19 protein-coding genes, 1 tRNA gene and 1 pseudogene are annotated in these 26245 nt (G+C 39.0%); 9 read left to right on the plus strand and 12 right to left on the minus strand.

The window, feature by feature from the left end:
- Window positions 1–100 precede the first annotated feature (100 nt).
- Complete coding sequence (locus PWP39_RS02990) at window positions 101–1477, plus strand: alpha-amylase (protein WP_502941324.1); 1377 nt, start codon at window positions 101–103, stop codon at window positions 1475–1477.
- Here PWP39_RS02990 and PWP39_RS02995 read toward each other — a convergent pair.
- Both PWP39_RS02995 and PWP39_RS03000 read right to left on the minus strand, forming a co-directional pair.
- A complete protein-coding gene (locus tag PWP39_RS02995; protein WP_014835154.1) occupies window positions 1403–3571 on the minus strand; it encodes an alpha-amylase family glycosyl hydrolase in 2169 nt (722 codons plus the stop codon). The two genes, PWP39_RS02990 and PWP39_RS02995, sit on opposite strands and share 75 nt — an antisense overlap.
- A 73-nt stretch (window positions 3572–3644) precedes the next feature.
- Window positions 3645–5042 carry a hypothetical protein gene (locus tag PWP39_RS03000; protein ID WP_011011596.1) on the minus strand — a complete coding sequence of 466 codons (1398 nt, stop codon included), beginning with the start codon at window positions 5040–5042 and terminating at the stop codon, window positions 3645–3647.
- Window positions 5043–5201: 159 nt separating this feature from the next.
- On the opposite strand from PWP39_RS03000, the gene PWP39_RS03005 reads away from it, so the two are divergent.
- A complete protein-coding gene (locus PWP39_RS03005; protein WP_011011597.1) occupies window positions 5202–5975 on the plus strand; it encodes an alpha/beta hydrolase in 774 nt (257 codons plus the stop codon).
- Between the two features lie 150 nt (window positions 5976–6125).
- Here PWP39_RS03005 and PWP39_RS03010 read toward each other — a convergent pair whose 3' ends face one another.
- From PWP39_RS03010 to minD, 5 genes are read right to left on the minus strand one after another with little or no spacing between them, the layout of a single operon-like run.
- A complete protein-coding gene (locus tag PWP39_RS03010) occupies window positions 6126–6548 on the minus strand; it encodes a translation initiation factor IF-2 subunit beta (protein WP_011011598.1) in 423 nt (140 codons plus the stop codon).
- Between the two features lie 42 nt (window positions 6549–6590).
- Window positions 6591–9740, minus strand: a complete 3150-nt coding sequence (locus PWP39_RS03015; RefSeq protein ID WP_288072559.1) for an ATP-binding protein — start codon at window positions 9738–9740, stop codon at window positions 6591–6593.
- 1 nt (window position 9741) lies between these two features.
- Window positions 9742–10230 (minus strand): hypothetical protein, encoded by a 489-nt coding sequence (locus tag PWP39_RS03020; RefSeq protein WP_011011600.1) that lies wholly within the window; start codon window positions 10228–10230, stop codon window positions 9742–9744.
- 52 nt (window positions 10231–10282) lie between these two features.
- Complete coding sequence (locus PWP39_RS03025) at window positions 10283–11029, minus strand: PRK13768 family protein (RefSeq protein ID WP_011011601.1); 747 nt, start codon at window positions 11027–11029, stop codon at window positions 10283–10285.
- A 47-nt stretch (window positions 11030–11076) separates the two neighbouring features.
- A complete protein-coding gene (gene minD / locus PWP39_RS03030; protein WP_011011602.1) occupies window positions 11077–11814 on the minus strand; it encodes a cell division ATPase MinD in 738 nt (245 codons plus the stop codon).
- Between the two features lie 113 nt (window positions 11815–11927).
- On the opposite strand from minD, the gene PWP39_RS03035 reads away from it, so the two are divergent.
- Entirely contained in the window at window positions 11928–12782 is an 855-nt protein-coding gene (locus tag PWP39_RS03035; RefSeq protein ID WP_011011603.1) for a DMT family transporter, read from the plus strand.
- Here PWP39_RS03035 and PWP39_RS03040 read toward each other — a convergent pair.
- Entirely contained in the window at window positions 12769–13770 is a 1002-nt protein-coding gene (locus PWP39_RS03040) for a cell wall-binding repeat-containing protein (protein WP_011011604.1), read from the minus strand. The two genes, PWP39_RS03035 and PWP39_RS03040, sit on opposite strands and share 14 nt — an antisense overlap.
- Before the next feature lie 189 nt (window positions 13771–13959).
- Between PWP39_RS03040 and PWP39_RS03045 the strand changes: the two genes are divergently transcribed.
- Together PWP39_RS03045 and PWP39_RS03050 are read left to right on the plus strand one after the other, a co-directional pair.
- Entirely contained in the window at window positions 13960–14337 is a 378-nt protein-coding gene (locus PWP39_RS03045) for a 30S ribosomal protein S6e (protein ID WP_011011605.1), read from the plus strand.
- 276 nt (window positions 14338–14613) lie between these two features.
- Window positions 14614–15231, plus strand: a complete 618-nt coding sequence (locus tag PWP39_RS03050; RefSeq protein WP_148267965.1) for a hypothetical protein — start codon at window positions 14614–14616, stop codon at window positions 15229–15231.
- Here PWP39_RS03050 and PWP39_RS03055 read toward each other — a convergent pair.
- The 3 genes from PWP39_RS03055 to PWP39_RS03065 form a co-directional block, all read right to left on the minus strand.
- The gene (locus tag PWP39_RS03055) at window positions 15228–15959 is read right to left on the minus strand and encodes a DUF2110 family protein (protein WP_011011607.1); all 732 of its coding nucleotides are present in this window, start codon (window positions 15957–15959) and stop codon (window positions 15228–15230) included. The genes PWP39_RS03050 and PWP39_RS03055 overlap by 4 nt on opposite strands.
- 9 nt (window positions 15960–15968) lie before the next feature.
- Window positions 15969–16565: a transcription factor E gene (tfe, locus tag PWP39_RS03060; protein WP_288072567.1), complete on the minus strand. Its 597-nt coding sequence runs from the start codon at window positions 16563–16565 to the stop codon at window positions 15969–15971.
- 116 nt (window positions 16566–16681) lie between these two features.
- A complete protein-coding gene (locus PWP39_RS03065; protein WP_011011609.1) occupies window positions 16682–16963 on the minus strand; it encodes a hypothetical protein in 282 nt (93 codons plus the stop codon).
- A gap of 104 nt (window positions 16964–17067) precedes the next feature.
- Between PWP39_RS03065 and PWP39_RS03070 the strand changes: the two genes are divergently transcribed.
- The 4 genes from PWP39_RS03070 to rgy all read left to right on the plus strand — a co-directional run bounded on the left by PWP39_RS03070 (window position 17068) and on the right by rgy (window position 26090).
- Window positions 17068–17145, plus strand: a tRNA-Lys gene (locus tag PWP39_RS03070).
- Window positions 17146–17203: 58 nt separating this feature from the next.
- Window positions 17204–19183: a DUF460 domain-containing protein gene (locus PWP39_RS03075; RefSeq protein ID WP_011011610.1), complete on the plus strand. Its 1980-nt coding sequence runs from the start codon at window positions 17204–17206 to the stop codon at window positions 19181–19183.
- Window positions 19180–22362: a DNA topoisomerase I gene (gene topA, locus PWP39_RS03080; protein ID WP_011011611.1), complete on the plus strand. Its 3183-nt coding sequence runs from the start codon at window positions 19180–19182 to the stop codon at window positions 22360–22362. The genes PWP39_RS03075 and topA overlap by 4 nt, the downstream gene beginning before the upstream one ends.
- Window positions 22363–22445: 83 nt before the next feature.
- The gene (gene rgy / locus PWP39_RS03085; protein ID WP_011011612.1) at window positions 22446–26090 is read left to right on the plus strand and encodes a reverse gyrase; all 3645 of its coding nucleotides are present in this window, start codon (window positions 22446–22448) and stop codon (window positions 26088–26090) included.
- Window positions 26091–26157: 67 nt separating this feature from the next.
- On the opposite strand, the pseudogene PWP39_RS03090 reads toward rgy, so the two are convergent.
- Window positions 26158–26245: pseudogene (locus PWP39_RS03090) on the minus strand (IS6 family transposase); the annotation flags it as partial.

Consider the following 26245-nt stretch of genomic DNA (forward strand, 5'->3'; position numbering starts at 1 on the left):
ATGAACATTTATGTTCACATGATCATAACAGAAAAATTTATATGTATCATCACCAGTGATACATTATGAGACTTTGGTGTATGGAGGTGATCACGTGAACATAAAGAAATTAACACCCCTCCTAACTCTATTACTGTTTTTTATAGTACTAGCAAGTCCAGTAAGTGCAGCAAAATACTTGGAGCTTGAAAAGGGAGGAGTTATAATGCAAGCATTCTATTGGGATGTTCCAGGGGGAGGAATTTGGTGGGATCATATAAGATCGAAGATTCCTGAATGGTATGAAGCTGGAATCTCTGCAATATGGCTACCTCCACCAAGCAAGGGGATGAGTGGAGGATATTCAATGGGCTACGATCCCTATGATTACTTTGATCTCGGCGAGTACTACCAGAAGGGAACTGTAGAGACGCGTTTTGGATCAAAAGAAGAACTAGTGAGATTGATACAAACTGCCCATGCCTATGGAATAAAGGTAATCGCCGATGTAGTTATAAACCACAGGGCTGGTGGTGACCTAGAATGGAACCCCTTCGTTGGAGATTACACATGGACAGACTTTTCTAAAGTTGCCTCAGGGAAATATACAGCTAACTATCTGGACTTCCATCCAAACGAGCTTCATTGTTGTGACGAAGGAACCTTTGGAGGATTTCCAGATATATGTCATCACAAAGAGTGGGATCAGTACTGGCTATGGAAGAGCAATGAGAGTTATGCTGCTTATTTAAGAAGCATAGGATTTGATGGTTGGAGATTTGACTATGTTAAGGGCTATGGAGCTTGGGTTGTCAGAGACTGGCTTAATTGGTGGGGAGGTTGGGCAGTTGGAGAGTACTGGGACACAAATGTAGATGCACTACTAAGCTGGGCATATGAGAGTGGTGCAAAGGTCTTTGACTTCCCGCTCTACTATAAAATGGATGAAGCATTTGACAATAACAACATTCCAGCATTAGTCTATGCCCTACAAAACGGACAAACTGTAGTTTCGAGAGATCCATTTAAGGCAGTAACTTTCGTTGCCAATCATGACACAGATATAATATGGAACAAGTATCCAGCATATGCGTTCATATTGACATATGAGGGACAGCCAGTAATATTCTACAGGGACTTTGAGGAATGGCTGAACAAGGATAAGCTAATTAACCTCATTTGGATCCATGATCATTTGGCAGGAGGAAGCACAACAATTGTCTACTACGACAACGATGAGCTCATATTTGTGAGAAATGGAGATTCTAGAAGGCCTGGGCTTATAACTTACATTAACTTGAGCCCTAACTGGGTTGGTAGGTGGGTATACGTTCCAAAGTTTGCAGGGGCTTGTATTCATGAATACACTGGAAACCTAGGAGGATGGGTAGATAAAAGAGTAGATAGTAGCGGATGGGTATACCTAGAGGCACCACCTCACGATCCAGCTAACGGCTACTATGGGTACTCCGTATGGAGTTATTGTGGTGTTGGGTGACTTTTTCTTTTTTCTTTTTAACAATGGGAGAAGTGCAAATACTGCGACAATTCCTGGGCCGCATACAGGAGTTTCTGGAGCGGCTTCATTCAATATTACTGTTTTATTTCCAATTCCATACAACGTGACATTTGTTGGTTGGAGAGGTTCCCAGGGAAGTCCCTTATATAGTTGAACTGTAAAAGTTTTGTTTCTGGGGAGGGGAACCACGGCAAAGTAGTGTCCCGTTGGAGATTTCAAGAGGGGTCTCGGCTCTGAGAGTTCTGGTATGTTCCCCTTGACCCAAAGGTAACCAGTGTAGTTTCCTTGTAGGACTATTAGTGCTGGGATATCATTGCTAGAATAGTACCTAAGCTTAACCTCATTGCTTCTAGTTCCATTAACAACAACCCAAACAGGAATCCACGCATTCATAGTTTTAATCTCGGGAACCTCTACAAGGATGGAATTTTCTTCTTTCTCAATAATTCTTGCTCTCCTACCTCCTATATACACCTTGATGTTTCCATTGAGGCCTGCTCCGGCTATAAGGATTTTTTGCCCAGGTTGGGCTATGTATGGAGTTATAGATCCTATGAGAGGGGTTTTCTGTTCTTCCTCTACATGAAAGACATAAAATGAATATCTGGGTAGCTTTATCTCACCCTGACCTTCTTTAACTTTGAGAATTGCTCCTTCGATGATGTCTATGTATGTTCCATCTGTCCAGTTTAGGGAAATCGTGATGTTTTTGTCTGGCCCTTTGTTTAGAGCAACTAATATCTTGTGGCTTCCAAACTTTCTCTCAAATATCCATGTGTTGTAGTCCACATATACGGTTCTGAAATCACTATAAGCAAGGGCATCGTTGACTTTTCTTAGCAATGAAAGCTTTCTTATAATCTCAGCAGCCTTAGTAGAGTTATCAAAAACCATCATTGGTCTGTTGTAGGGGTCTCCCTTCCCTTCCTTACTCACTAAATAGCTTTCATCTCCATAATATATAACAGGAATTCCTGGGAGTGTCATTACTAATCCGAGGGCCATGTGGTACCTGTCTTTGTTTGGGTTCATGTTCAGGAACCTAACTAAATCATGGCTGTCTAAGAAGTTCAACTGCTTGTTGGGATAAACGAACAAACTGTAATACTCCTCTAACATCTTTGCTAGCTGCTCAAAACTTCCTCCATATGCAAAAGTTCTCGCAATTGATTCTCTAATTGGGATATTTAAGAGGGAAGATACATTTGAGTACCTATAGAACTCATAGAGGTCAAACGTTTTGTCAGGAGTGTTTGCAAAGTATTCTCCGTAGATAAAGAGTGGTTCATCTGAGATTTGATATAGGTAAAGGTAGAAGGTTTCAAGCCATCCCAGCTCTATATGCTTAACAGCATCAATTCTAAATCCACAAGCGCCATTTTTCACGAATAAAGCTGCCCCTTCTTTAAGATAATTATCCACAAAGTCATTCATTTGGTTGAAATCTGCCAATCCAAAAAGATTTGCGTACTTAAGCTGAAAGCCAAACCAATCGTTTATGTTGCCATTGTGGTGATAGATGTTTTCCAGGCTCGCAGTATAGGGATTTCTTGTGGCATTTTTTCTGTCTTCATAGTAGTTAGTCACTAATGTTCCATTATCGTACAAAGCTCCAAACTCCCCATCAGTTGCTGGATTTGAATGGTTGGGGACATAGTCTACTATTATGCAAATTCCTCTTTTCTTAGCTTCTTCTACTAACCTTCTAAAGTCTTCCCAGGTGCCAAAGTGCTCGTCTATCCTTTTGAAGTCTCTTGGCCAATACCCATGATAAGGAGCGCTTCCACCTGCCATTCTGTTTATGTTGTCGTTTAATGGTGAAAGCCATATCATTGAAACACCTAGACTCTCTATATAGTCAAGTCTCTCTATGATGCCTTCAATGTCTCCTCCCCAATAGAGCCTGTAGTTTTTCTTCTCTGGATCATAGAAGGGTTCGTTATTTGTTGGGTTTCTATCGTAAAATCTGTCCACCATTATTTGATATATAACACTTCTCTCTGGAACATAATAGGCTGCGACCTGGGAAAAATAGAGTACAAGAATTGTAAAACTTATTATCAGCTTTCTCATGTTATCACCTTTAGTGATACAGAAAAAATAGGAATTTATGTTTTTCTGTTATAAAGAAGAGAAAGATTAAGAATCACCTACTTTCAATGTACACACCTACAGGAACTTTTGTATTACAATTGCCAACAGAGTATGTATACTCACTAACTCCTAGGTAAATGTACTCCTGAATATTTTTGCCTGTTCCAAAAAGCTCTCCATAGTTTTTGATGCCACCATACAAGACAAGAGAACTCGAATGAGAGTAATGCATCCCAACACTTAAGCCTGCAGCCCAGGGAGGTATAGTGCCTCCGCTTAAAGCCACTGCAAGGGCGCCTACTGGAAGACCTATTCCAAATTCTGTTGAACATGAACCTGAAGCCTCTGAGATTAATAGTGCTAGGGGTTTTGAGTCACCCACATTAAGAGTAGTAGCGTACTTAAGAGTTGTTCCACTGTAAATTTTCTCCATAATATTTGAATCTGGTAACCCTTTAGAACTACCTCCAACAATCTCATTGTTTCCAGTAGTTTTTATTGCGTTAATTCCTTCTTGAATTCTCTCTTCGCCTGTGGGGACGCAGTTGTTTAGGCTGGCTGTACAATAGTATTCCTTTTCATGTAGATGATAAGGTTTTGCATATATGTAAATGTAACCTTTTTCATTAGGTCCAAGCACTATACTTTCGGCAAAATAAAATTTACCATAGATTGTGGGAAATCCATTACTGTATATATCTAAACTTGGAGTGTCATACTTTTCGGAGAGCTTGTAGCCATATGCAACTGTAACATCAAAGTTTGTATACTCTTCCCTGCTAATGTCTACCCAAGCATTGATTAGTCCCGATGAAGAATACTTATTATCTACAATCAGTATGGGAATTTTTATGTAATCATTAGGTCTCCAAGAACGACTCCAATCGACTTTCCAGTAATAAAACTGTTTGTTAGACCCTTGAATGGATGCTGTTCTATTAGATGGAAGTTCGCTGGAGGGTAGTTTGTGAATATTTACCTTAACTATTTTTTTGAACCCCTTTCTCATGTCCTTGATTTCATAATTCACTATAGTGAATCCTCTGTAGAGCTTTTTATTTTCGTAATCAAGTACCCATACTGATATAACAAAAGATGTCCCAATTTCTTCAGAGTATTGTTCTACCCATTTCGAGATAACACTTTGGATCTTCTGGTCAGCTACAGAGATCTTAATTATATTTCCAGAGTCCCAAAACTTTAGTATGGTAGGTTTTTTGAGAGTTCCATAGTAAATAGTCTTATACACTTCGTCTGTAGGGACTAGAGCATCTATCTGCACCTGAACTTCTACGTTTTTTGATATTTTTGTTAAAGGAGTTCCATTTTCGTCTACGAGTATAAATTGCAATTTTGGAAACTTGAAAGCCCCTGCTAAGTATCTCTCTCCTAACAAGCTTAGTAATAGGAAAAATAATACAACTAATACTAATAGTTTTTTCTTGGGCATTATTCTTCTCCAATGTACGTTTGTACTAATAATCCTATTTAAGACTTTTGATAATAATCCTATAATTAACGAAAGGTGTTGTAGGAGTTGTATATGTACTAAGCTAAGTTGACATAAAAAAGAGGAAAAAGATAAATCCTTTAATTCCTATTTATCTATATGACCCAGGTATACAAAGCAAAATTTGGAACTCCAAACAGAGGATGGGTTATAATAGTTCACGGATTAGGAGAGCACAGTGGAAGGTACTCAAAACTGGTAAGCATGCTTGTAAATGAAGGATATGCAGTCTATACATTTGACTGGCCAGGTCATGGAAAGAGCCCAGGAAAAAGAGGTCATACAAGCGTTGAAGAAGCAATGGAAATAATAGACTTTATCATAGAGGAGATAAACGATAAACCTTTTCTCTTTGGCCACAGCCTCGGAGGATTAACAGTGATAAGATATGCAGAAACAAGGCCAGAAAAGATTAGAGGAGTTATTGCCTCCTCCCCAGCTCTGGCTAAGAGCCCAAAAACACCCTCTTTTATGGTTGCACTTGCAAAAATTCTTGGAGTCTTGCTTCCAAGCTTAACACTCTCCAATGGAATAGATCCCAATCTTCTCTCAAGAAATCCAGATGCTGTAAAAAGATACATAGAAGATCCCCTGGTTCATGACAGAATTTCTGCCAAACTGGGAAGGAGCATATTCAAGAACATGGATCTTGCTCACAGAGAAGCCCACAAAATTAAAGTTCCAGTTCTACTCTTAGTTGGGACTGGGGATGTTATAACTCCTCCAGAAGGAGCTAGAAAGTTATACGGGGAAATCAAAGTGGAAGATAAGGAAATTGTAGAGTTCGAAGGTGCATACCATGAGATATTTGAAGATCCAGAATGGGGAGAAGAGTTTCATAAAAAGATAGTTGAGTGGATAAAGAAGCATTGAGAGGGGAAGTCAGGCGACTGTTTATTCATCACTAGCTCAGCACTCGGCAAACTCATCATCCCCTCCTGCAACACCTTGTTTTTGTTTTTTATAACATTTACTGAGTCGAGAATAAGCCTCTAGATTGAACAGAAAAATGTATAAAAACAGCTAGAGATGCTGGATTGGAGTTTCTGCACCACAAGCTTCACACTTAAGGAAGTGGAACCTGTCCCTTTTAATTATCTTCGTATCAGGAGAGCCACATACTGGACAGATAACATACTCTTTTATGTACTTCTTTAGCTTGTTTGCTATTAAATATGGCGTGAATCTACCCTGAAGGACTACTCTTCTACCTTCAAGAGTTCCAGCTGTAGCTATTTCTCTAAGCAAGAACTTGAGCAAGTGCTGTGGATCTCTGTTTAGAGCATCCGCAATATCCTTGAAGTTCTCGATTATAGTCTTATTACCTTCAATAGTTACGAGAGCTCCTGGGACTTCAAAACGTGACTTGTGGTGTTTAACGTTCTCAGGTAACTCTTGGTATGCCTTTTCAAGGAGCTTTTCATAATCGTAATAGTCAATTTCCATTTACCTCACCCCCACATCTAGCTGTTTTTCCTACTATATAAATCAGACGGTTTTGTAGTAACCACTCTCTGGCATATATATTTGACCCTTCTCCAAAAGTTTTTCAAGGATTTCTCTTGCTTCCTGCTTCTCTATTCCTGCTTTCTTTGCTTCTTCTAAGATATCATTAACGTGGGCGCCTCTTTCGCTGGTCTTCTGAAGCTTTTCAATGATATCCAGTATTTTCTCTATTTTACTGAGCTTTCTTGCGCTCTGACCTAATTCTAGAATTGTCACGTCAATTTGCCCGGTCTCATCCATTGCAATTTGCTTTAGCGTGTATTCCATCAGTTTTATTGCTTCTCTTGCATCTTCCCTTGTTACTATTGGGCTTAGCCTCATCCTTGCATGAGCTTCGCTTAATCTAATGAGGGCCTCGAGCTGTCTAGCTGTTATTGGGATTGGTGGTATCCCCTCTTCTTCTCCCTTTGTCTTCTTTACACTCTTTCTCATTCTCACATAGTACTTCTCTATCTCTTCCATAGCTTCTTCACTTATAACGGGATGAATATTCTTCCTTGCATAAGCGATGTACTTCCTTAGAATTTCATGAGGTATTTTTGGGGCCACGACTTTACTTTCTCCCCTTCTGACCCTTAAGATGTGTCTGGCAACTTCACTGTCAATTTTGTCATCGGGCTCATCAATTAACACAAATATTAGGTCAAATCTACTTAGAAGTGTAGGGGGAAGGTCAATTTGCTCGAATGGATTTTTCATTCTATTAAATCTTCCCTGTTTCGGATTTGCAGCCGCAATGACTGTAGTTCTAGCGTTTAGAGTTGCCGTAATCCCTGCTTTTGAAATGCTTATTGTCTGTTGTTCTAAGGCTTCATGTATCACGCTCCTATCCCTGTCGCTCATCTTGTCGAGCTCGTCGATTAGAGCATAACCCCCATCTGCAAGGACTAAAGCTCCCGCCTCCAAAACCCATCCTCCCGTGAACTCATCCCTAACTGCTGCAGCAGTATTGTGGACTACAAAGCCATTTGCTATGAAGCTGTGAGAACCTTCAACTGTAAGGTCATAAACGTAGGGGTATGGACTTTTGATAATCTTTACAGATTCTACTCTTTCTGGTATCAAATCTGAGGAGAGTATGACCTTTAGAGTGTTAACTTTTTCCTTAATTTTTGCCTCTTCTTCCGTAACTTCACTTAAAATCCACGCAAGTTTATTGTAGAGTTTTTCATCTTTTATTTCCTGGGCAATTTTCACAAGTTCACTGTAAGTTGCTCTTTCACGATTTATTTCTTCTCTTAAGCCCTCTGGGAGCTCTACTGGAACTGTCCCTATATCGAGTTCTCCTTTTTCATGGAGGGAACTGTAGACATCCTCTTCACTGGTTCCATAGAACTTAGATATTTCAGCTATAAACTCTCTAAATAGCTCCACTTCATGGGTCACGACGCTAACGTTGTACCCTAAGATTTTCTGGATGTACTCCCTTCCAATGATGACTTTTCCTGTCTCATCTACCGAGGAAACTATTCCAAGCCTTAGCAATAAAATCTGTAGCCTCTTTGCCATATCTTTATCGACTTTAATGACCGCTGTATCTCCGACGAGTCTTCCGACTTTGTCAAATATTCCCTTTAGATAAGCGGAAATTGTCCTCTCAGATGAACTAAAGAACTCCAAAGGATCGGAAAGGGACAGTCCACGCTTGTATGCAAGCTTTTCATCTAAAGTTTCTTGTTTCCCATTGATATGTAACTTTTTAACCGTTAGGACGTAATCTCCAGGTTTTATTTTTCCAGCTTCTTTCCATTCAAGTGTCCCATTGAAGGTCAGAAGTTTTGTCTCAGGAGTTACTGTTATCTCTTTTCCAGTAATGGTCTTTATTGTAACTAATTCTTCTGGGGATTTTAACTTCCAAACCTTGCTAACAACTGAAGGTTTGACTTTCCCTGTTACTAAATCTAGGGATATTCCTCTTCCCAGGTAAGGAGCATAGAAAATCCCACTTGAGTATTCTAGGAAGCCTACTTCTCTTCCCCATTCTTCCGTTAGCTTTCCTATTTCTTGAACTTTGTCATTCACTACCACTAAAGAATCGGGAGCTACACAAAGACCTGCTGCGGAACTACTTTTTCCTGAAGTGTAAATGGCCCTAGGAGCGAGGTTTGCCACATACCTTAAAATCTGGCTCTTTGCAACTCCTGGGTCTCCGACCAGGAGGACATGTATATCTCCTCTAAGCCTAGTTCCATCAGGTAACTTTCTTGAAACTCCTCCAAACAGGGCAAGTGCTATTCCCTTCTTGACTTCTTTGTATCCATATATGGCAGGAGCTATTGAATCAACTATTGCATCTACTATGTCTTTTCTTTTTGCTAGCTCCTTTATTATCTGCTCCTCTTCTGGAGAAATTTCTAATTCTTGTATCTCTTTACTAACAGGTTCAATGTGATTTACCTCGAGGATTTTTCTAAATATTGGAGTTTTCTCTCTCTTTTCAAGAACGACTCTCAAAATTCCTGTTACAATAACTCTGTCTCCTGGGAGGGCTACATCCACTATGTCATCAAGCAGAATACCATCGATAAACCTTGGCATTTCTCCTCCTTTTAGGGTTTCTGGTCTATCCTGAATCCTAAAGCTCTGGAAGTTTACGAAGGAGCTCTTGTTAACATCTAGTTCTATATTTTTGCTTCCACATTGTTCGCACTTCTTAACTTTTTCAAGGCTTTCATAGGGTTTTTGAGGCACTATCATTTCATGACCGCAGTCCTTACATACGAAAACTGCCACAGAGACAAAGGGCTTAATTTCTCCTACTCTCGTCACGATTCCTTCTACTTGAATTAACTTGTTGATGTGCTCTGCCCCAATGTCTTTGACCATTAGGGTTTCTGGCAAATTATAAAACCTTGCGTGTATTTTTCCCACGTCTTCTCTTTGGAAGTCTTCTCGTAATACAATCTGGATTGCATCTTCTGCGGCACTTATTCCTTCTTCGGGGTTCTCTATAACTTCATGAGCTAGCTCTGAGTCAAAGGAATTTAGGTGCATCCAGTCTATTGCAACAGACCTCTTGGGTGTTATTGTAAGTAAATCAGTTATTTTACCTCTGTATACTGGGTTACCATCTTCGTCTGTATACTCCCTAAGGAAGTTTGCAAATCTCTCAATCATCTCCTCCCTGTCCACGCTAATCACCTATCCACTCTCTCCTTATTTTAGAGATCTCAAGGTATATTCTCTTTTCAGCTGGGGATAATCTCGCTAGAATTTCCATACTGTTTGGTCTAAGCCTCACAGCCTCTAGTATCTTTTTAAATCTTATCTCTTTCAGAGTCTTATACTTCTTCTTTAGATTTGCTAACTTTGTGACCTTAGTTTGTATTGTTTCTATGTTGTCGACCTTCTCTTGGATGTACTTTTCTAGATAATAGATGTAAAATTCAGCTTTTTCGTACAGTCCCTCTGGTATTGGAGTCAATGGGAGGTTTTTCTTTTCTTCTGATAACACTCTATCGATCTCTCCTATGACTTTATCAGCTTCATCGATTATTTCAACTACTCCACTCTCCCACAATTCCTTGGCTTTCCAATCTTCTAGCAGTATCATATCTCCTTCATTCCAATTCTCAAACTTCTTGAGTACTTTTACTGGAATCAATACCTTACCCGTGAACATGATTACTCCCCCAATACTTGAATGACATTAGAGAAAATAGGGGTTAAAAAATCTAAGTGAGGTCGCCGCATGTACAATAATGTTCATACGCTAAAGTTTCAAGGTCTTCAAATCCTACTCCTGTCTTTGCTGAGAGGTACAAAACCCTTACTGGAGGAGAAAGTTCGGGGAAGACTTGACACATTTTATAAGCTAAAAGTCCTTGAGTTGAGACATCAAATTTTAGCTTCGTAGTTAGGTACTCTATATCTTCAAAATACTTTTTATGTCTTTCAAATTCTTTTTCAGATAAAAGGTCTACCTTATTTAATGCTGGCACTGTTGTTGCTCCTAGTCTTAGGTCTATTAGGAGAGAGAAAAATCTTACGAAACAGTAGTCGTGAGGTCTCTTGAGGATTTCTGGATCGGAAAGGTAAACAACTAAAGGATATGGTAAGTTGTTCATTAGTTTGACTCCAAATTCATGGAAAATAAAAGTCTCCATCTGTCCAGGAGTATCGATTAAAACATAGTCATTGGACTTCTCCAACTCCAAAATTTTGTTTATGTAATGTTCCACTCTTGTCAATAGCCTATCATAGCTTTCGACTATTGCTCCATTTGGTCCATATCCTTCTTTCATTAAATCTCTGACTGTTATAAAATCTCTTACATCTATATCAGGCTTATATGGAAGATTTTCGACTCCTGTATCCAAGTTAACGTAAGCTACTCTGTAGTTTTCCTCTAAGTATCTTCCAAATGCTCCAGTTAGAGTAGTTTTCCCACTTCCCGCGGTTCCTAAAAATGCTATTATCATTGGTTTCTCCCCATTCGTTAGGTAGCCCTAACAAGTTTAAAGCTTAACTAGTACATGACTCTCGCTTTAAGGCCTGCAAGTTTTTCAATTTCTTCTGCAAGCTTAACAAAAGCCTTGGCTCCTTTACTTTCGGGCTTATACTTAACTGCTGGAATCCCTTCTAAGGTTCCTTCTCTAATGGCTGGATCTTCTGGAATTACAGCAAGGAGTGGAACCTCCATTACATCTTCTGCAGCTTCTGGGGGAATATCCCTATCACTTCGGCCATATCTATTTAAAACAAATCCTAGAATTGCCAATCCAGCTTTTTTCAGGACTATTCCAACCTTCATTGTATCGGTAAGACAGGAAATCTCGGGATTAGTTACAAGGAGTGCCTCTTCTCCGCTAAGCATTGCACTCATTGCATCTAGTTGAAGTCCCGCTGGACAGTCAATCAGAATAAAATCAAATTTGTCCTTAAGAGACTTTATTACCTCTGGCAACTTTCTCGGATCAGCTTTTAAAACATGTTCCCAGTCTACAGCGCCTGGAAGTACATAGACGTTATCAAATTGGGTCATATATATTGCATCTTCCACATTAGCTTCTCCAGCGAGGACATCATGAAGAGTAACATCAGGATCATCTACCCCTAAAACTAAGCTTAGATTAGCCATTGTTAAATCTCCATCGACCGCAAGAACTTTTCTTCCACGATCTCCTAATGCTACTGAGAGATTTGCAGTTACCGTAGTTTTTCCAGTACCTCCTTTTCCTGAAACTATCGAGATTATCCTCCCCATTTAATGACCTCCAAATGTTATATCTTCCCTACGAATTTTAACATTTTTGTGCTAACGTTTTTAGTTTGCCATCGAAACGTTAAGTTTTTAAGCTAAGCAGTGAGGCTCTGTTTGTGTTGGGGATAATCTTAGGGCTAATCTCAGCATTTTGTTGGGGAAGTGCCTCTGTCCTAGTTAAAGTTGGGTTAAAGGATAAGAGTCCAGTATATGCTAACGTTATAAGGCTTTACTTCTCCGCAACAACCTACGTATTAATATTTCTGATTACTGGAAGACTTGAGCTATTGGTCTCTTTGCCAATAAAGTACCACATTTTGGCGTTTATTTCTGGTCAGTTTGGCTTTGTTATTGGCGATTATTTTTACTTCTCTGCTCTTAAACGGTTGGGAGTTTCAAGAACAGTTCCAATAACATCCACATATCCTCTTTGGACAATATTGTGGGCATTTTTGCTGGGTAAAGAAATTACAGTGTTAACTGTTATTGGCGCTGTTTTAATCGTTATAGGCATAGTAATTGTTAGGAAAGCAGAGACAGAAGAGAATGTTGATCCTGTAGGTATTTTATATGCCTTCCTAACTCCAATATTTTGGAGCTTGGCGATTATAATTATGGACTGGCTCTCTTCACGGATAGAATCTCTATCCCTAGCAGGACTAAGGATAATTTACGCGGCTGTTGGGATAACTTTCGTCTCTTGGAGGTATCTTCCAGAATTTAAAAAAGCAACAAGAAAAGAACTTTTAGTTCTTAGTCTTGCTGGACTCTTGGGATTAGTTGTGGCTCAGTATTCATTCGTAAAAGGTACTGCATTGGTGGGTGCTGAAATAGTGACTCCGGTTACCGCTATTAACCCAATGATTTCCACATTGTTGGCTATTGGATTACTTAAAGAGCCCTTCAACAAGAAAATATTGATTAGTCTAATCCTAATCATAACAGGAATAATACTAATTAGTCAAGCTTGATTTTCCGCTCAATTTTGACTACGAAAGTCTTTCCACTCTTTTCTCTCTTAATGAGACCCTTATTTTCAAGTTCTTGTATTACCTTGCTTATTGTAGGTCTAGAATAGCCAACTAATTCTGGAAGATCCTCTTGTTTGATTTCCCCTCCATGCTCTAAAATAGCTCTTAATACAGCCTTTTCTTTTTCATTTAGGAGATTTAAGATTTCATTTTGTTGGGTCCTAACTTTTCTTCCCAGGTAGAAGAATATTGGAGCTGATACAACTAGGGTTATTAGAACTCCCTTTAGGAATGAGTATTTACTTTCTTGGGGCTGAGGAGTTGTTGAGGTTTGGGTGTAGAATGGGGGTGGCTCTATGCTTCTCCCAATCCAATAAGTTTCGTATCCTAGCTCCTTTAGAGTATTTTCAACAGTTTCATTTATTCCAAATCCAACTAAAACAACTATCTTTGCATTAAGTTCTTCTAGTCCTCTTAAGGCACTTGGAGAAAGTTGACTTTCCCAGGTCAGAAGGAGGGGATAGTTATATTCCACTGCCAACTCAGCTGCGGCAAGAGTAGAACCATAATCCAAAGCGCTTGCAAGTATAACTGTCTTACTCCCATTTGGATAAAAGTGCAAAGCAAGTTTTTCTGCAGTTTCTGTTCTATCTGCCCCCCCTATTCGGGTTACAATGAACCCCATGTTTTCTAATTCTTTTTCAACTTCTAGACTAATTGCATTAACGTTTCCAACTATTAGAAGTCTCGTTCTCCCTAATTGAATATAAGAGTATAATTGGGCTTTTGTGACTTCATTAAGCTCTTTTGGATTAATTGGTAGAATTGGAATGTTAAAGGAGTGTGAATATGGTAGTGTAATGAGATAGTCAATAAGCTCATCATTTCGAACAAGAATTAAATCGTATCTAGGCTGTTCCTCTCCTAATACTGGTGGAATTAGAAGGAGAAATGATATTACTGTCATAAAGACAATTGCCTTTTTCACTGTATACCCCTCCAGTTACTCGGATTTTATTATTATCTGACGTATTTAAAAGTGTTTATCCTTTAAACACAAAGTTCGAAAGTTTTAAATACCCCACCTAAAAGTGCCAAGTGATGGGTTTGAGAGATCCGCCGTTGGGCGGAAGCTCGATGAATCCCGCTGATGAACATTCCCAGGAGGTGGGAGGAAATGGCGACTTTCAAGCTTGTTATATCCGATCCTAAGAGTGGGATAGCAAAGCAGGTGGAAATTACAGGAGCAGAGACGGAAAAACTCATTGGAAAGAGAATAGGTGATCAGATCCCAGCAAAAGAGCTAAACATAAACTTAAACGAACTGTTTGGAAAAGAATTCCCAGAGGACGTGAAGTTAGAGATAAGAGGAGGAACAGACAAAGATGGATTCCCAATGAGGCCTGACATTCATGGTCCTAGAAGGGTAAGAGTTCTACTCTCCAAAGGGCCAGGATTTAGACCTAAGGAAAAGGGAGAAAGAAGAAAGAAAACTGTGAGAGGGAACACTATTAGCCCCGAAATAGTTCAAGTAAATGTAAAGCTTGTATATTGAATAAAATTTTTAAACTGCTTTTCTATATTTTTCTTGCGCGGCTCAGACCGGCAGATGCCGTAGCAATGGGGCCGCGCTGGACCGGGCTACGTAGAGGTGTTGATTTTGCACGTTGAGATATATCTAATACTCTTACTCTCTTTATTATCCTCCATAATTTTAGTGTTAACATCCAGTAGAGAGGTTATGTACTTATTTGTTATCCCCCTCCTATATTTATTGCTAAATCCGTCATATTACCATCTTGTTCCTATTCTTTCGTTATCTTTTTTCTTAATGCCCAGGCATTCAAGAGAACTTGGGTTTTTGGCATTTGCTCTCCTCTTGTCTTCCCCTTACATTAGAAGTCAACTTAATATCTTCAAATCTCTTGAGCTCTCAGTATTCATGATTTTGCTAGTTATAATTCTCTCGCTTCATTTTTCTGGTTCAAGGTTTAAAACAGCGTTTCTATGGACAATTTCAGGAATTCTAACTGGTTTACTTTCTCCTACTCTTTCGATAGTTGTATTTCTAATACCTTCCATAATTCTAGTATTTCCAGTGTCTCCTTTAAGTTATCTTTATGGGTTTGTTGCAACAATCATAATAATCATTTTAACTGAAATGGGGATATATGAATTTCCTAGTTTAAATTTACCCTCCAACAATTTTTACTTAAGTGCTATCCTTCCAATGATCTTAATAGCTTATTCTCTGGCAACTGAAAAACTAAATATAGTTAAGAAGAGGCAAACATTTGTGCTTATAATGCTTTTCCTATTTTCTTTCCCATTTTTAGGCAATTATGAAGTTGAAGGACTTCTGCTTTTGTCTCTCATTGGAATTAGACTAATAAGCAGTTTCCCAAACTATGATATTTTAGAGGTGAAAGAGGGGAAGATGGTGGCTTAATCTTCAAATTTTATGGCTCCTATTTTTGCGGCCCTTATATATGGCCCAATTTCTTTAATAATTCCTGGTGCGTGAGTGCCCTTCTTCAGAATGAGCATCGTTTCCATAAGTCCTAGCTCTTCTATCCTCCTTACATCTCTGCTGTGTCCTGTCTGTATTAAAGCATTTTCTACATTCTCACTTATTGTTCCTGCTATGAAAAGCTTGTCATGTTTGTCTGTTAGCCATCCTTTAAGCTTTTTTATCCATTTTTCTGTAAGATAAACTTCGATTTCCTGGGCAAGTCTTTCTACTTTCTCTATCCTTACTTCAACTGGTAAGTTATCCACCCATCCAAATTCTCTTATCATTTGTCGGACTGGTTTATCTTCAAATGTCCTCTTTAGCCAGTAGAGAGGCAATAGGGCATCTTTTGGCCTAGGAGTTAAAATTCCAATATCAACATAGACTCCATAACCAACTTTTCCTAAATCAATTAACCTTCCAACAAAAATATCGCCAACATTCACATTTGAAAGAGATCTTGGAATTTCCCCAAACTCTTCTCTAATTAGATTCGCTGATATTTCACTATCTTCTCCTTGCAAAATTATCTTGACCCACTGTTTCTTGGTTATAGCAATCCTCCATTTAACATCCAAATCTCCTAAGAGAGATTTTAACTTCTTATTCAATTTTTCAATTCCACTTCTATCCCCATAGATCTTTTGAGGTATTATAACTTCCATAACTCATCCCTAAACCTTTATTTCTTCTTTTTCCCTGATCTTGACTTTTTTCTTCTTGTTGCTTTTTTTTGGTTTTTCTTCTTTTGGTGGACTTCTCAGTCCGAGTTCAATCTCTAATTCTTCAATTCGCTTTTTGAGTTCTTCAATTATTTTTGAGTTGTCATACTCGTAAAGTATCTCTCCACATATTGGACATTGGAACCCGTACTCAAAGGCCTCGTCAAATGTTAGCTTTGGATGCCCTGGAGTTCCACAGTGATAATAGGTCTCGCTGGTTTCTTCCTGAAGCATCTGCTTTAACTTTTCAAGCTCTTGCAACTTTCTTGTTCTAATAACCTCCGGTAATCTTTTAGTATCAATGCGCCAGTAATAATAATACCAACCAGTCTCGTCATCTCTAACTCTTCTAAAGGTTGCAAGCTTAGCATCGTACAGGGCGTATAAGATTTTTCTCACCGTATTAACTCTTACTCCAGTTAATTCTGCCAATTCCTCATCTGTTGCTTCTCCTTTCTTTTCTAAGGCTTTTACAACTTCTACAGCTTCATCTCCTCCTATATCTCTTGCAATATCTAGAAGCGCTGTATTTTTTTTGTCTCTGCCCATGTTTTAGACCTCCCTCTTTTTGGATCTTTCTTTATATAACTCTCCACACATAAATAAATGTGTTCATTCTGTTATATATACTTTTTCGATGCTAATCAAAAGAATCAAGAAGGGGACTATTTGGTCAAGTATTCATCAACTAACTCCTTTGCTGATGGTTTATAGATTTCTAAAACTTCAATATCTTCTATAACATTTCCTTCTTTAAGTTTTAGTTTAACTTTACCTCCGTAAACCTGCAAATCCAGTAACCCATAAACCACGTCCTCGGCTTCAATTGGACTCTTGAACTTCATTATATACTCCCCATCCTCCGTGATAAGCTTGACCCACCATTCATTTTTTCTCTTGAATGGTCTAGTAACTTTAGGTTTGAACTTTTCAATGATGACTTCCAACTAAGTCACCCCCATCTCTGCCCTTTCTGGGTCTTTGTTGTTTATCACAATACCTCTTGACGAAAAAATTTATAAAACTTCTGGATACTTACCCACCAATGGGTGGGCCGGTAGCTCAGCCTGGTTAGAGCACCGGGCTTTTAACCCGGTGGTCGCGGGTTCAAATCCCGCCCGGCCCGCCATGAATATAAACCTCCATTCTTATCACCTCATGATGCGGGGTGGTGGAATATCTTAATTATGGGAATTGATATTGTAAGTGAGAATCCAAAAAAGTTTGCTGTTGTAATTTGGTTTAATGGTAAATTGGAGAGAAAAGGAGAATTTACACTACCAAGGCTCATTCGATACATTAGAACTAAAAAGCCAGACATAGTTGCAATGGATAGTATAACTGAACTTGGAGAAGACTTGAAATTTTTCTTAAGGTCTCTTCCTGAAGGTACTAAACTTGTACAAGTTACTGGAAAACCGGGTGAGCAAAAATCTCTCTGGTCATTGGCGAGAGAGTATGGAATTCGGACTGGAGGAGATAAGTTTGATCCATTCGAAGAAGCAAAGATTTCTGCCCTCCTTGCCTCTAAAGGCGTTGGATATGAAGTGTTAGCATTTGAAGATGAAGTCCTAATAACTGTTACGAGAGGTAGGAGCCAGGGAAAGGGTGGATGGAGTCAGGATAGATACAGAAGAAGAGTTTATAACTTGGTTCAGGCCAAAGTTAGGCAAATAGAGGATATTCTCAGGAGAGCAGACATACCTTTTGACTTGGAAATTGAAGAAAGAGATTATGGGGTATCCAAAGGGGAATTCAAAGTTTATGCGAGTAGGGAGGAGCTTGCAGGCCTTGTTCGGCCCATGAGAGGGGGAGACGTAGAGATTAGGATAACTCCCGTTGAGAGAAAAACACTTGAGTTCGTACCACTTAAAGCAGAAGTTGAAATTGAGAAGAGGAAGAGCATAATAGTTGGACTTGATCCAGGAATAACGGTTGGAATAGCTGCTGTGGATTTAGATGGTAATGTAGTAGCAGTCTACAGTGAAAAAAATATGGCTTTGAGCGAAATAGTTAGGTTCATCAGCGAGCTAGGACATCCTATAATTATAGCCACTGACGTAAATCCTGCCCCAGGACTTGTTGAGAAAATTGCAAGATCATTTAAAGCTCAACTCTTTGTTCCCAGGGAGAGCTTAAAAGTTGAAGAGAAAAACGAGCTTCTAAGGAATCTTGGAATTACAGTTGATGATGATCATCAAAGAGATGCCCTAGCAGCAGCATATAAGGCTTATCTAAGATATAAACCAAAACTTGAACACATTGAGGCCAGACTCAAAGAAAGTGGCTTATGGACAAAGAGAAATGAGATAAAAGCACTAGTTCTATCTGGTTATAGCCTAGGAGAGGCCATTATGAAAGTGAAATTCCAAGAAAAGCCGAGAATGGAGAAACCAAAAGAGAAGGAAGTAAGCGAAGTTGATGTAACTCCATATATGGAGAAAATAAAGGAGCTAACGAAGACAATAGCAGAACTTGAAAGAGAAAACAAAGAGTTGAGAGCTATAATAGAAGAGCAAAGAAAAATAATAGAAAAGCTTGAAAGAAAGCTTGAGGAATTTGATGAAAATATTAGAGCGCGCATTCTAAAGGAGAGAGAAATTAAGGCAAGAGATGAAAGAATTGCAATGTTAGAAAAGAAATTAAAAGAAGAAAAGGAAAAAGTTGAGATTTTGGCAAAGAAGCTAGCTCAAATGAGAAAAATGCGGTGGTTGGAGCTCAGCGGTAAGGTTTATCCGCTTAAGATCATAGAAGAATTAACATGGAAGGGACTGGAAAAAGCGGAAAAAGAATTTGAGATTAAAAAGGGGGATATACTGTACATAATAAACCCGGCAGGAGCCGGAAAGAAACTTGGGGAATACTTAGTGAGCAAAAGACCAAGAGCTATTATTTCTCGGGCAAATCTTCCATTTTCAATATATGAACTCCTAATGGAAGAAAGAATTCCTGTTCTGCTTGAGAATACTGACATTGAAGTTATTTGGTTAGATGAATTTGCCGTTGTTAAAAGAGATGAACTTGAGACTGCTATCAAGAAGAGGATTGAAGAATGGGAGGAAGAAAAGAGAGAAAAAGAACTTGAAAGTGTTCTCAGAGTTATTGAAGAATACAAGATTGAGAGAATTAAAGAGTTAGTGAGAAAAGCTGAGGAGGAGGGACAATGATCCTCGTTATTGCAGAGAAGCCAAACGTTGCTAGAAAAATAGCAATGGCACTAGCTGAGGTGAAGCCTATTAAGAAAACTCTCTTTGGAGTTCCCTACTACGAGTTAATTAGGGATGGAAAAAGACTCATAGTTGCCTCAGCAGTTGGTCATTTATACGGTTTAGCCCCCAAAAATGACTTTTTTGGATATCCGATATTTGATGTGGAATGGGTTCCTGTTTACATAGCTGAAAAAGGAAAAGAATATGCAAAAGATTACATTAAGTTGCTTTCAGTCCTATCCAAAAGGGTTAGAGAATTTATTGTTGCCTGTGACTATGATACTGAAGGAGAGGTCATTGGTTATACTGCATTGAAGTATGCCTGTGGCGTGGATCCTGGGGTTGCTAAAAGAATGAAATTTTCTGCATTAACTAAGAGGGACTTAATCAAAGCATGGTACAATCTTGAGCCAACTATAAACTTTGGAATGGCAAATGCTGGTATTGCCAGGCATATTTTGGACTGGTACTGGGGGGTTAACCTATCAAGGGCGTTAACCCATGCAATAAAGAGGGCGAGTGGAAAGTGGGTTGTCCTTAGTACTGGAAGGGTACAAGGACCAACGCTCAAGTTCTTAGTTGATAGAGAAAGGGAAATTCAAAGCTTTGTTCCCCAACCTTATTGGGTCATAAAGCTGATATTTGAAAAGAATGGGAAAAAGTACACGGCAAACTACGAAAAGGATAAGATTTGGGATGAAAATGAAGCAAAAAGAATTGTATTAGAGGTAAAAAAGGCCCCTGCAAGGGTAACAAATATTGAAGTTAAACAACAAAATAGGAATCCCCCTGTTCCCTTCGACCTGGGAACTCTTCAAAGGGAAGCCTATTCCGCCTTTGGGTTTTCACCAAAGAAAACCTTAGATATAGCTCAGAGTCTTTATGAAAAGGGATTCTGCCTTCACCCGGACACCTTGATCTTAACTTCCCAGGGGGTTAGGAAAATTAAAGAGTTGTCTCGAGAGGGGGAAGTCTTTGCTTTGGACTTTAATCTAAAGTTGTCAAAAGCAAAGTATAGGCTTCTCGAGCGTGATGCAGATGAGCAAATGTATAAAGTTACACTTCTTGACGGGACGGAGTTGTATTTAACAGCAGATCATCCAGTTTTAGTGTACAGAGAGGGTAATTTGGCTTTTGTACCCGCTGATAAGCTTAGAGAAACTGATCATGTGGTTTTAGTCCTTAATAAATCTGCCAGAGATAATTATGGATTTTTGGATCTTTTACTTGAGATAACTGATTCCCAGGAGGATTATGCAATTCTAGAGAATGGTGAAACACTATCGTTGCATTCCTTAAAAATGCTTGTGGAGAGGGGGGAAATAAAAGACATTGCAGTGGTCGGATTTTCACACAATAACTTTGGTAAAGTGATGTTAAGAGATGAGTTGTGGTACCTCATTGGATATTTAGCAGGAAAGGGAGGAGAGATCAAAGGTAATGGAGTTGTAATCAGCTCTAGAACAAAAGAAATTGTTGGTTTAACAAAATCTTTAAACATTGATTTAATTGAAACAGAAGAAGGAATTGTTTTAAGTAACAAATCATTTGTTAGATTACTGCACCTAATTCATTATACTCCACGTGTTCCAGAAGTTTATGGAATAATAAACAATACTGAGTGGCTAAAGGCTTTTTTGGCTGGATACTACGACGCAACTTTACTTGAGGGCTTAACTTTGGAGGCTCTTTACAAAATTAAAGTTTACCTACAGCTTTTGGGTATAAGAGCAAAGATTGAAGATAACAAACTTAAGGTTCACCTGGAAGATCTACAACGCTTTAGAGAACTTCTTGGAAAGTTTAGCCGGAGAAAATTATATGTAGAAACTTCACAAGTTCCTGTATTCACTGATTTTGACGAAAGAAGTTATGACTTTCCAAGAATACTTGGAGGGGATATCTACATTATTGGAATAAAGTCAATAGAGAAATTCCACTATAAGGGGAAGGTCTATGATCTTGTAGTTGAAAATTACCACAACTTCATAGCCAATGGAATTGCGGTTCACAACTGTTCTTATCCCAGGACAGAAAGCCAAAAGCTCCCCAAGAATCTAAACTATAAGTTTATCATTCAGAACTTAGCGAGAATTCCAGAGTACAGGCCTTATGCACACCTACTCCTGGGAATGCCCGAACTTAAGCCGGTAGAAGGAAAAAAGGAGGATCCTGCCCATCCGGCCATTTATCCAACGGGTGAAATTCCCAGGCCTGGAGATTTAACTAAAGATGAAGCTCTGCTTTATGACATGATTGTTAGAAGATTCTTAGCGGTATTTATGGAGCCAGCAGTTAGAGAAACCGTTAAAGTCACAATTTCTGCAGGAAAGCACAAGTTCTTCATTTCTGGAGGAAGAACGGTTAAAGAAGGCTGGCTGAGGGTGTATGGAAAGTATGTTAAGTTCGATGAAGTTACACTTCCAACATTCTTCATCGGTGAGAGAATTAAAGTCCTTCAAGTAAAGAGAGAAAAGAAAAAGACGAAGCCCCCCGCTAGATACTCCCCCGCTGCAGTCATTAAAAAGATGGAAGATTTGGGATTGGGCACCAAGGCCACAAGAGCCCAAATACTTGAGACCCTATATCAGAGAGGATATATAGAAGGAAAGAAATCGATAAAGGTAACTCCCCTAGGAATGAAAGTTATAGAAACTCTAGAAAAGTACGTTCCAGAAATAATAAGTGTTGAGTTGACTAGAGAATTTGAAAAGAAGATGGAACTAATCATGGAAGGTAAACTAACAAAAGAGGAAGTAATAGAGGAAGCCAAAATTAGGCTTACAAAAATACTTGAAGAGTTCAAAAAGAAGGAGCTTGAAATAGGTCTTGAACTGGCAAAGATTGTAGTTGGGGAAGAGAAGCCTCCATTAATTGTAGGGAAGTGCCCCAAGTGTGGAGGAGACTTAATTGTTAAGTATAACGAAAAGACTGGGAAGAGGTTTGTAGGTTGTTCTAATTGGCCAAAATGTAATGTTACATACCCGATTCTTCAGAGAGGGGAGATTATACCAACCAATAAAACTTGTTGTAACGGTGCCCCGGTAGTTATAATTCGAGAAAAAGATGGAAGAGAATGGGAGATATGTCTAGATATGAATTGCAAGGAATATAATACTATTAAGAAAAAGAGATAGAAATAGCTTATTTCTAAAATACGGGGAGCTAGAAACCTTTTTAAGAACAAAAGTAGTGAACTTAGACTTAGAGGGAGAGCATTATGAAGGCAATATATAGGGATATGTGTCCCAATTGTAGAGGGGCAATAACTGATGAAAGACTTGCAGCAAAAAATCCCTGTGATGCATGTTTGGATGAACCAATAAGTATGGATGATTACTTTCAACTTGTAACTGCCATTAGGAAGGCTCTCAAATTAAAGGGAGTGCTTAAAGAGTGGGAGGAAATTTATGCTCTTAACAAAGAAGTTAAAGAAATTGAAGAACTCTTTAAAAAGGCAACTGGATTTACATTTTGGAGCGCCCAGCGCTCCTGGGTGAAGAGAATAATAAAAGGAAAGAGCTTTTCTATTATAGCTCCAACAGGAATGGGTAAGAGTACCTTCGGAGCTTTTATGTCCATTTACTTTGCATTAAAAGGAAAGAAGAGTTATATCGTAGTTCCTACAACTCCTCTAGTTGTCCAAACTGTAAAGAAAATTAAAGCGATGATGGAAAAAGCGGAAGTTAAAGTTAACCTCGTTTATTACCATGGAAACCTAAAGAAGAAAGAAAAAGATGAAGCCCTCGAAAAAATAAAATCAGGAAACTTTGATATCTTGGTAACTTCAAGCCAATTCTTGGCCACAAGGTTTGATGAATTGCTAAAGGATAAGCGTATAGACTTCATGTTTGTTGACGATGTGGATGCATTTCTTAAGGCAAGCAAAAACATTGACCGCTCTTTAATGATGCTTGGATTTAATGAAGAGATAATCAAAAAGGCCTGGGAAATTATAAAGCTCAAGAAACAACTCGCCAAGCTTCTTCAAAATGAAAGTGGTAATGAAGAAGTGGAAAAGTTAAATAGGGAGATAGAAAGACTTGAGAGAGAAATTGAAAGGTACAAGAAAGAAAATAAAATAGGAATCTTGATCGTTGCGTCTGCTACGGGAAGTGCCAGGGGAGATAGAATAAAACTATACAGAGAGCTCCTTGGATTTGAAGTCGGAAGTGGAAGGAGCGTTCTGAGAAATATTGTTGACACTTACATTATTCCCGAGAAAAGCATGGAGGAACATGTCGAAGAACTACTAAAGACCCTTGGAAGAGGTGGCTTGATTTTCGTTCCAATTGATAAGGGAATTGAGTATGCCGAACAACTTACAAATTACCTAAAGTCCAAAGGATTTAAAGTTGAGCTTGTCTCAGCTAGAGACAAGAAAGGACTAGAACTTTTCGAAAAAGAAGAAGTCGATTATCTCGTTGGAGTGGCCACATATTATGGGACAATTGTGAGAGGTCTTGATCTGCCTCATTTAGTGAGGTTTGCAATCTTTACAGGAGTGCCAAAATTCAGGTTCTCCCTCGATTTAGAGCAACCCACAATATATAGAGTCCTCGGATTAATGAGTGAAATACTGGAGTTTTTACCTGAAGAAAAGAGAACAGAAGGGGAGAAATTATATGCAAGGCTTAGGCGTCTAATAAGGAACATTCCGCAATATGAACTGATGAAAATAGAGGAAGCCCTTGCAGAGGGACTAGAACTAGAAGGATTTTACAATCATGTGTTAGAGGTATTTAAGCAGGCTGTTGAATTCTTAAGAGAGGCATTAAAGGATGAAGAAGTCCTAAAGAAAATAGCAGAAAATCCATTCTTAAGTCTCAAGCAGATAGAAGGTAAGTGGTACATTGAGATACCAGATGTAAGAACTTATATTCAGGCCAGCGGCAGGACATCTAGACTCTTTGCGGGGGGCATTACCAAGGGTCTTAGCGTCATATTGGTAGACGATCAGAAAGTGTTCAACGGACTTATAAGGCAGATGAGATGGAGATTTGTTGAGTTCGAGATAAAGCCTCTTGGCGAGATAAACATAGAAGAAGTCCTTAAGGAAATTGATAGGGATAGGGAAAAAGTTAGGTTAGTCTTAGAAGGCAAGATAAGTGAACAGGTTAAAGACCTTGTTAAGTCTGCACTAATGATTGTGGAGAGCCCCAACAAGGCCAGGACAATAGCTAACTTCTTTGGCCAGCCAAGTAAAAGAAGAATTGGTGATTTAGTTGCATATGAAGTTTCCATTGGAGACAAAATGTTGACGATTCTAGCAAGTGGAGGACATATGTTTGATCTAGTCACTACTGAAGGATATCACGGAGTTCTTCTTCTAGAAAAGGGGGGTAAAAGATACTTTGTCCCAGTCTACGACACTATAAAAAGGTGTAGAGACTGTGGCCATCAATTCGTAGATTGGGAGGAGAAAGGGGTTTGTCCAAGATGTGGAAGCAGGAACGTTTACGATGCCCTAGAGAATGTAAAGGCAATGAGAGATCTTGCCCAGGAAGTTGATGAAATATTAATTGGTACGGATCCAGATACAGAGGGAGAGAAGATAGCTTGGGACATTAGGAACGTTCTCTCACCTTATGCCCCCGTGATTAAGAGAATAGAATTTCACGAGGTTACAAGACCTGCAATCCTAAGAGCCATCAACGAGGCCAGGGATATAAACGAAGATAGAGTCAATGCCCAACTTGTGAGAAGGATAGAAGATAGGTGGATTGGATTTGAGCTTAGCCAAAAGTTATGGGAAGTGTTTGAGAACTACAACTTATCGGCTGGAAGAGTTCAGACTCCAGTTCTTGGTTGGATTGTCCAAAGATATAAGGAGTTTACGGAGAGTGAAACTGACTTCCTGGGACTTACGTTAGAGAATGATATAACTATAATCCTGGAGGGAGTCTCTGGAGATGTTCAGGAAGTTTACGTTAAGGAAGTAACAATTGAGGAGAGAGAGATTAATCCACTTCCTCCCTACACCACAGATGCCATGCTACAAGATGCATCTAGGTTCCTGGGGTTCTCAGCAACTCACACAATGCAATTAGCTCAAGATCTCTTCGAACTAGGTTTGACAACTTATCACAGAACTGACAGTATACATGTGAGTAACACTGGAATTGAGATAGCAAAAGAATACATAACCCAGGAAATTGGGGAAGAATACTTTGCTCCGAGAAAGTGGGGAGAAGAAGGAGCTCACGAAGCGATAAGACCCACTAGACCAATAGATACTGGAAGATTGATCCAGCTCATTAGAGATGGAATAATAACATTGCCCAGAAACTTAACAAAAGATCACTTTAAGCTTTATGATCTCATATTCAGGAGATTCATGGCTAGTCAAATGAAGCCTGCCAAGGTTTTGTATGAAAGAGCAGTTATTGGAACTCCTTATGGAGAGGTTGAAATAGAGGGATACATTGATGTTATATATGATGGATGGTCTAGAATTAAGCCTCTTCCACTGAAGAAACTTCCAAGGCTAGAAAAAGACCAAATATTGAAGGTCACTGAAATTAGAAAATGGAGAGCTCCAAAAGTTTCACTTTATACCCAGGGTGACGTTATAGCATTAATGAAAGAGAGGGGAATTGGTAGACCATCAACTTATGCGAAGATTGTTCAAACGCTATTACAGAGGGGATACGTTATTGAAACAAAGAGTAAGAAGAAATTAGTTCCAACGGAGAAGGGAATAAAAGTATATCACTACCTTGTGTCTAAATACAAAGACCTCGTTAGTGAAGAGAGAACAAGACAGCTAGAAAAGTTAATGGATATGGTGGAGGAGGCGAAGGCAAACTATCAAGAAGTTCTCAATGAACTCTATGAGGAAATCTTGCGGTATGTTAAGTCTTGAAGGGGGTAGGTATTTTTACTTTACTTCTAACTATAACATTTTTCTGAGATCTATTTATGGGATACTGTCAGGATAACTGGGGCATCACCTCTTGAAGCCACTCAGTCACATCACCAGGCGGACAACCAAACCGAGAATGAAACCTAACAAAATTA

Source organism: Pyrococcus sp., from assembly GCF_030153625.1.
GTDB lineage: Archaea > Methanobacteriota_B > Thermococci > Thermococcales > Thermococcaceae > Pyrococcus > Pyrococcus furiosus.

Coding starts and splice junctions, on each gene's coding strand:
- PWP39_RS02995 (WP_014835154.1), bottom strand. CDS start 3,571: ATGAGAAAGCTGATAATAAGTTTTACAATTCTTGTACTCTATTTTTCC.
- PWP39_RS03000 (WP_011011596.1), bottom strand. CDS start 5,042: ATGCCCAAGAAAAAACTATTAGTATTAGTTGTATTATTTTTCCTATTA.
- PWP39_RS03005 (WP_011011597.1), top strand. CDS start 5,202: ATGACCCAGGTATACAAAGCAAAATTTGGAACTCCAAACAGAGGATGG.
- PWP39_RS03010 (WP_011011598.1), bottom strand. CDS start 6,548: ATGGAAATTGACTATTACGATTATGAAAAGCTCCTTGAAAAGGCATAC.
- PWP39_RS03020 (WP_011011600.1), bottom strand. CDS start 10,230: ATGTTCACGGGTAAGGTATTGATTCCAGTAAAAGTACTCAAGAAGTTT.
- PWP39_RS03025 (WP_011011601.1), bottom strand. CDS start 11,029: ATGATAATAGCATTTTTAGGAACCGCGGGAAGTGGGAAAACTACTCTA.
- minD (WP_011011602.1), bottom strand. CDS start 11,814: ATGGGGAGGATAATCTCGATAGTTTCAGGAAAAGGAGGTACTGGAAAA.
- PWP39_RS03045 (WP_011011605.1), top strand. CDS start 13,960: ATGGCGACTTTCAAGCTTGTTATATCCGATCCTAAGAGTGGGATAGCA.
- PWP39_RS03050 (WP_148267965.1), top strand. CDS start 14,614: ATGCCCAGGCATTCAAGAGAACTTGGGTTTTTGGCATTTGCTCTCCTC.
- PWP39_RS03055 (WP_011011607.1), bottom strand. CDS start 15,959: ATGGAAGTTATAATACCTCAAAAGATCTATGGGGATAGAAGTGGAATT.
- tfe (WP_288072567.1), bottom strand. CDS start 16,565: ATGGGCAGAGACAAAAAAAATACAGCGCTTCTAGATATTGCAAGAGAT.
- PWP39_RS03075 (WP_011011610.1), top strand. CDS start 17,204: ATGGGAATTGATATTGTAAGTGAGAATCCAAAAAAGTTTGCTGTTGTA.
- topA (WP_011011611.1), top strand. CDS start 19,180: ATGATCCTCGTTATTGCAGAGAAGCCAAACGTTGCTAGAAAAATAGCA.
- rgy (WP_011011612.1), top strand. CDS start 22,446: ATGAAGGCAATATATAGGGATATGTGTCCCAATTGTAGAGGGGCAATA.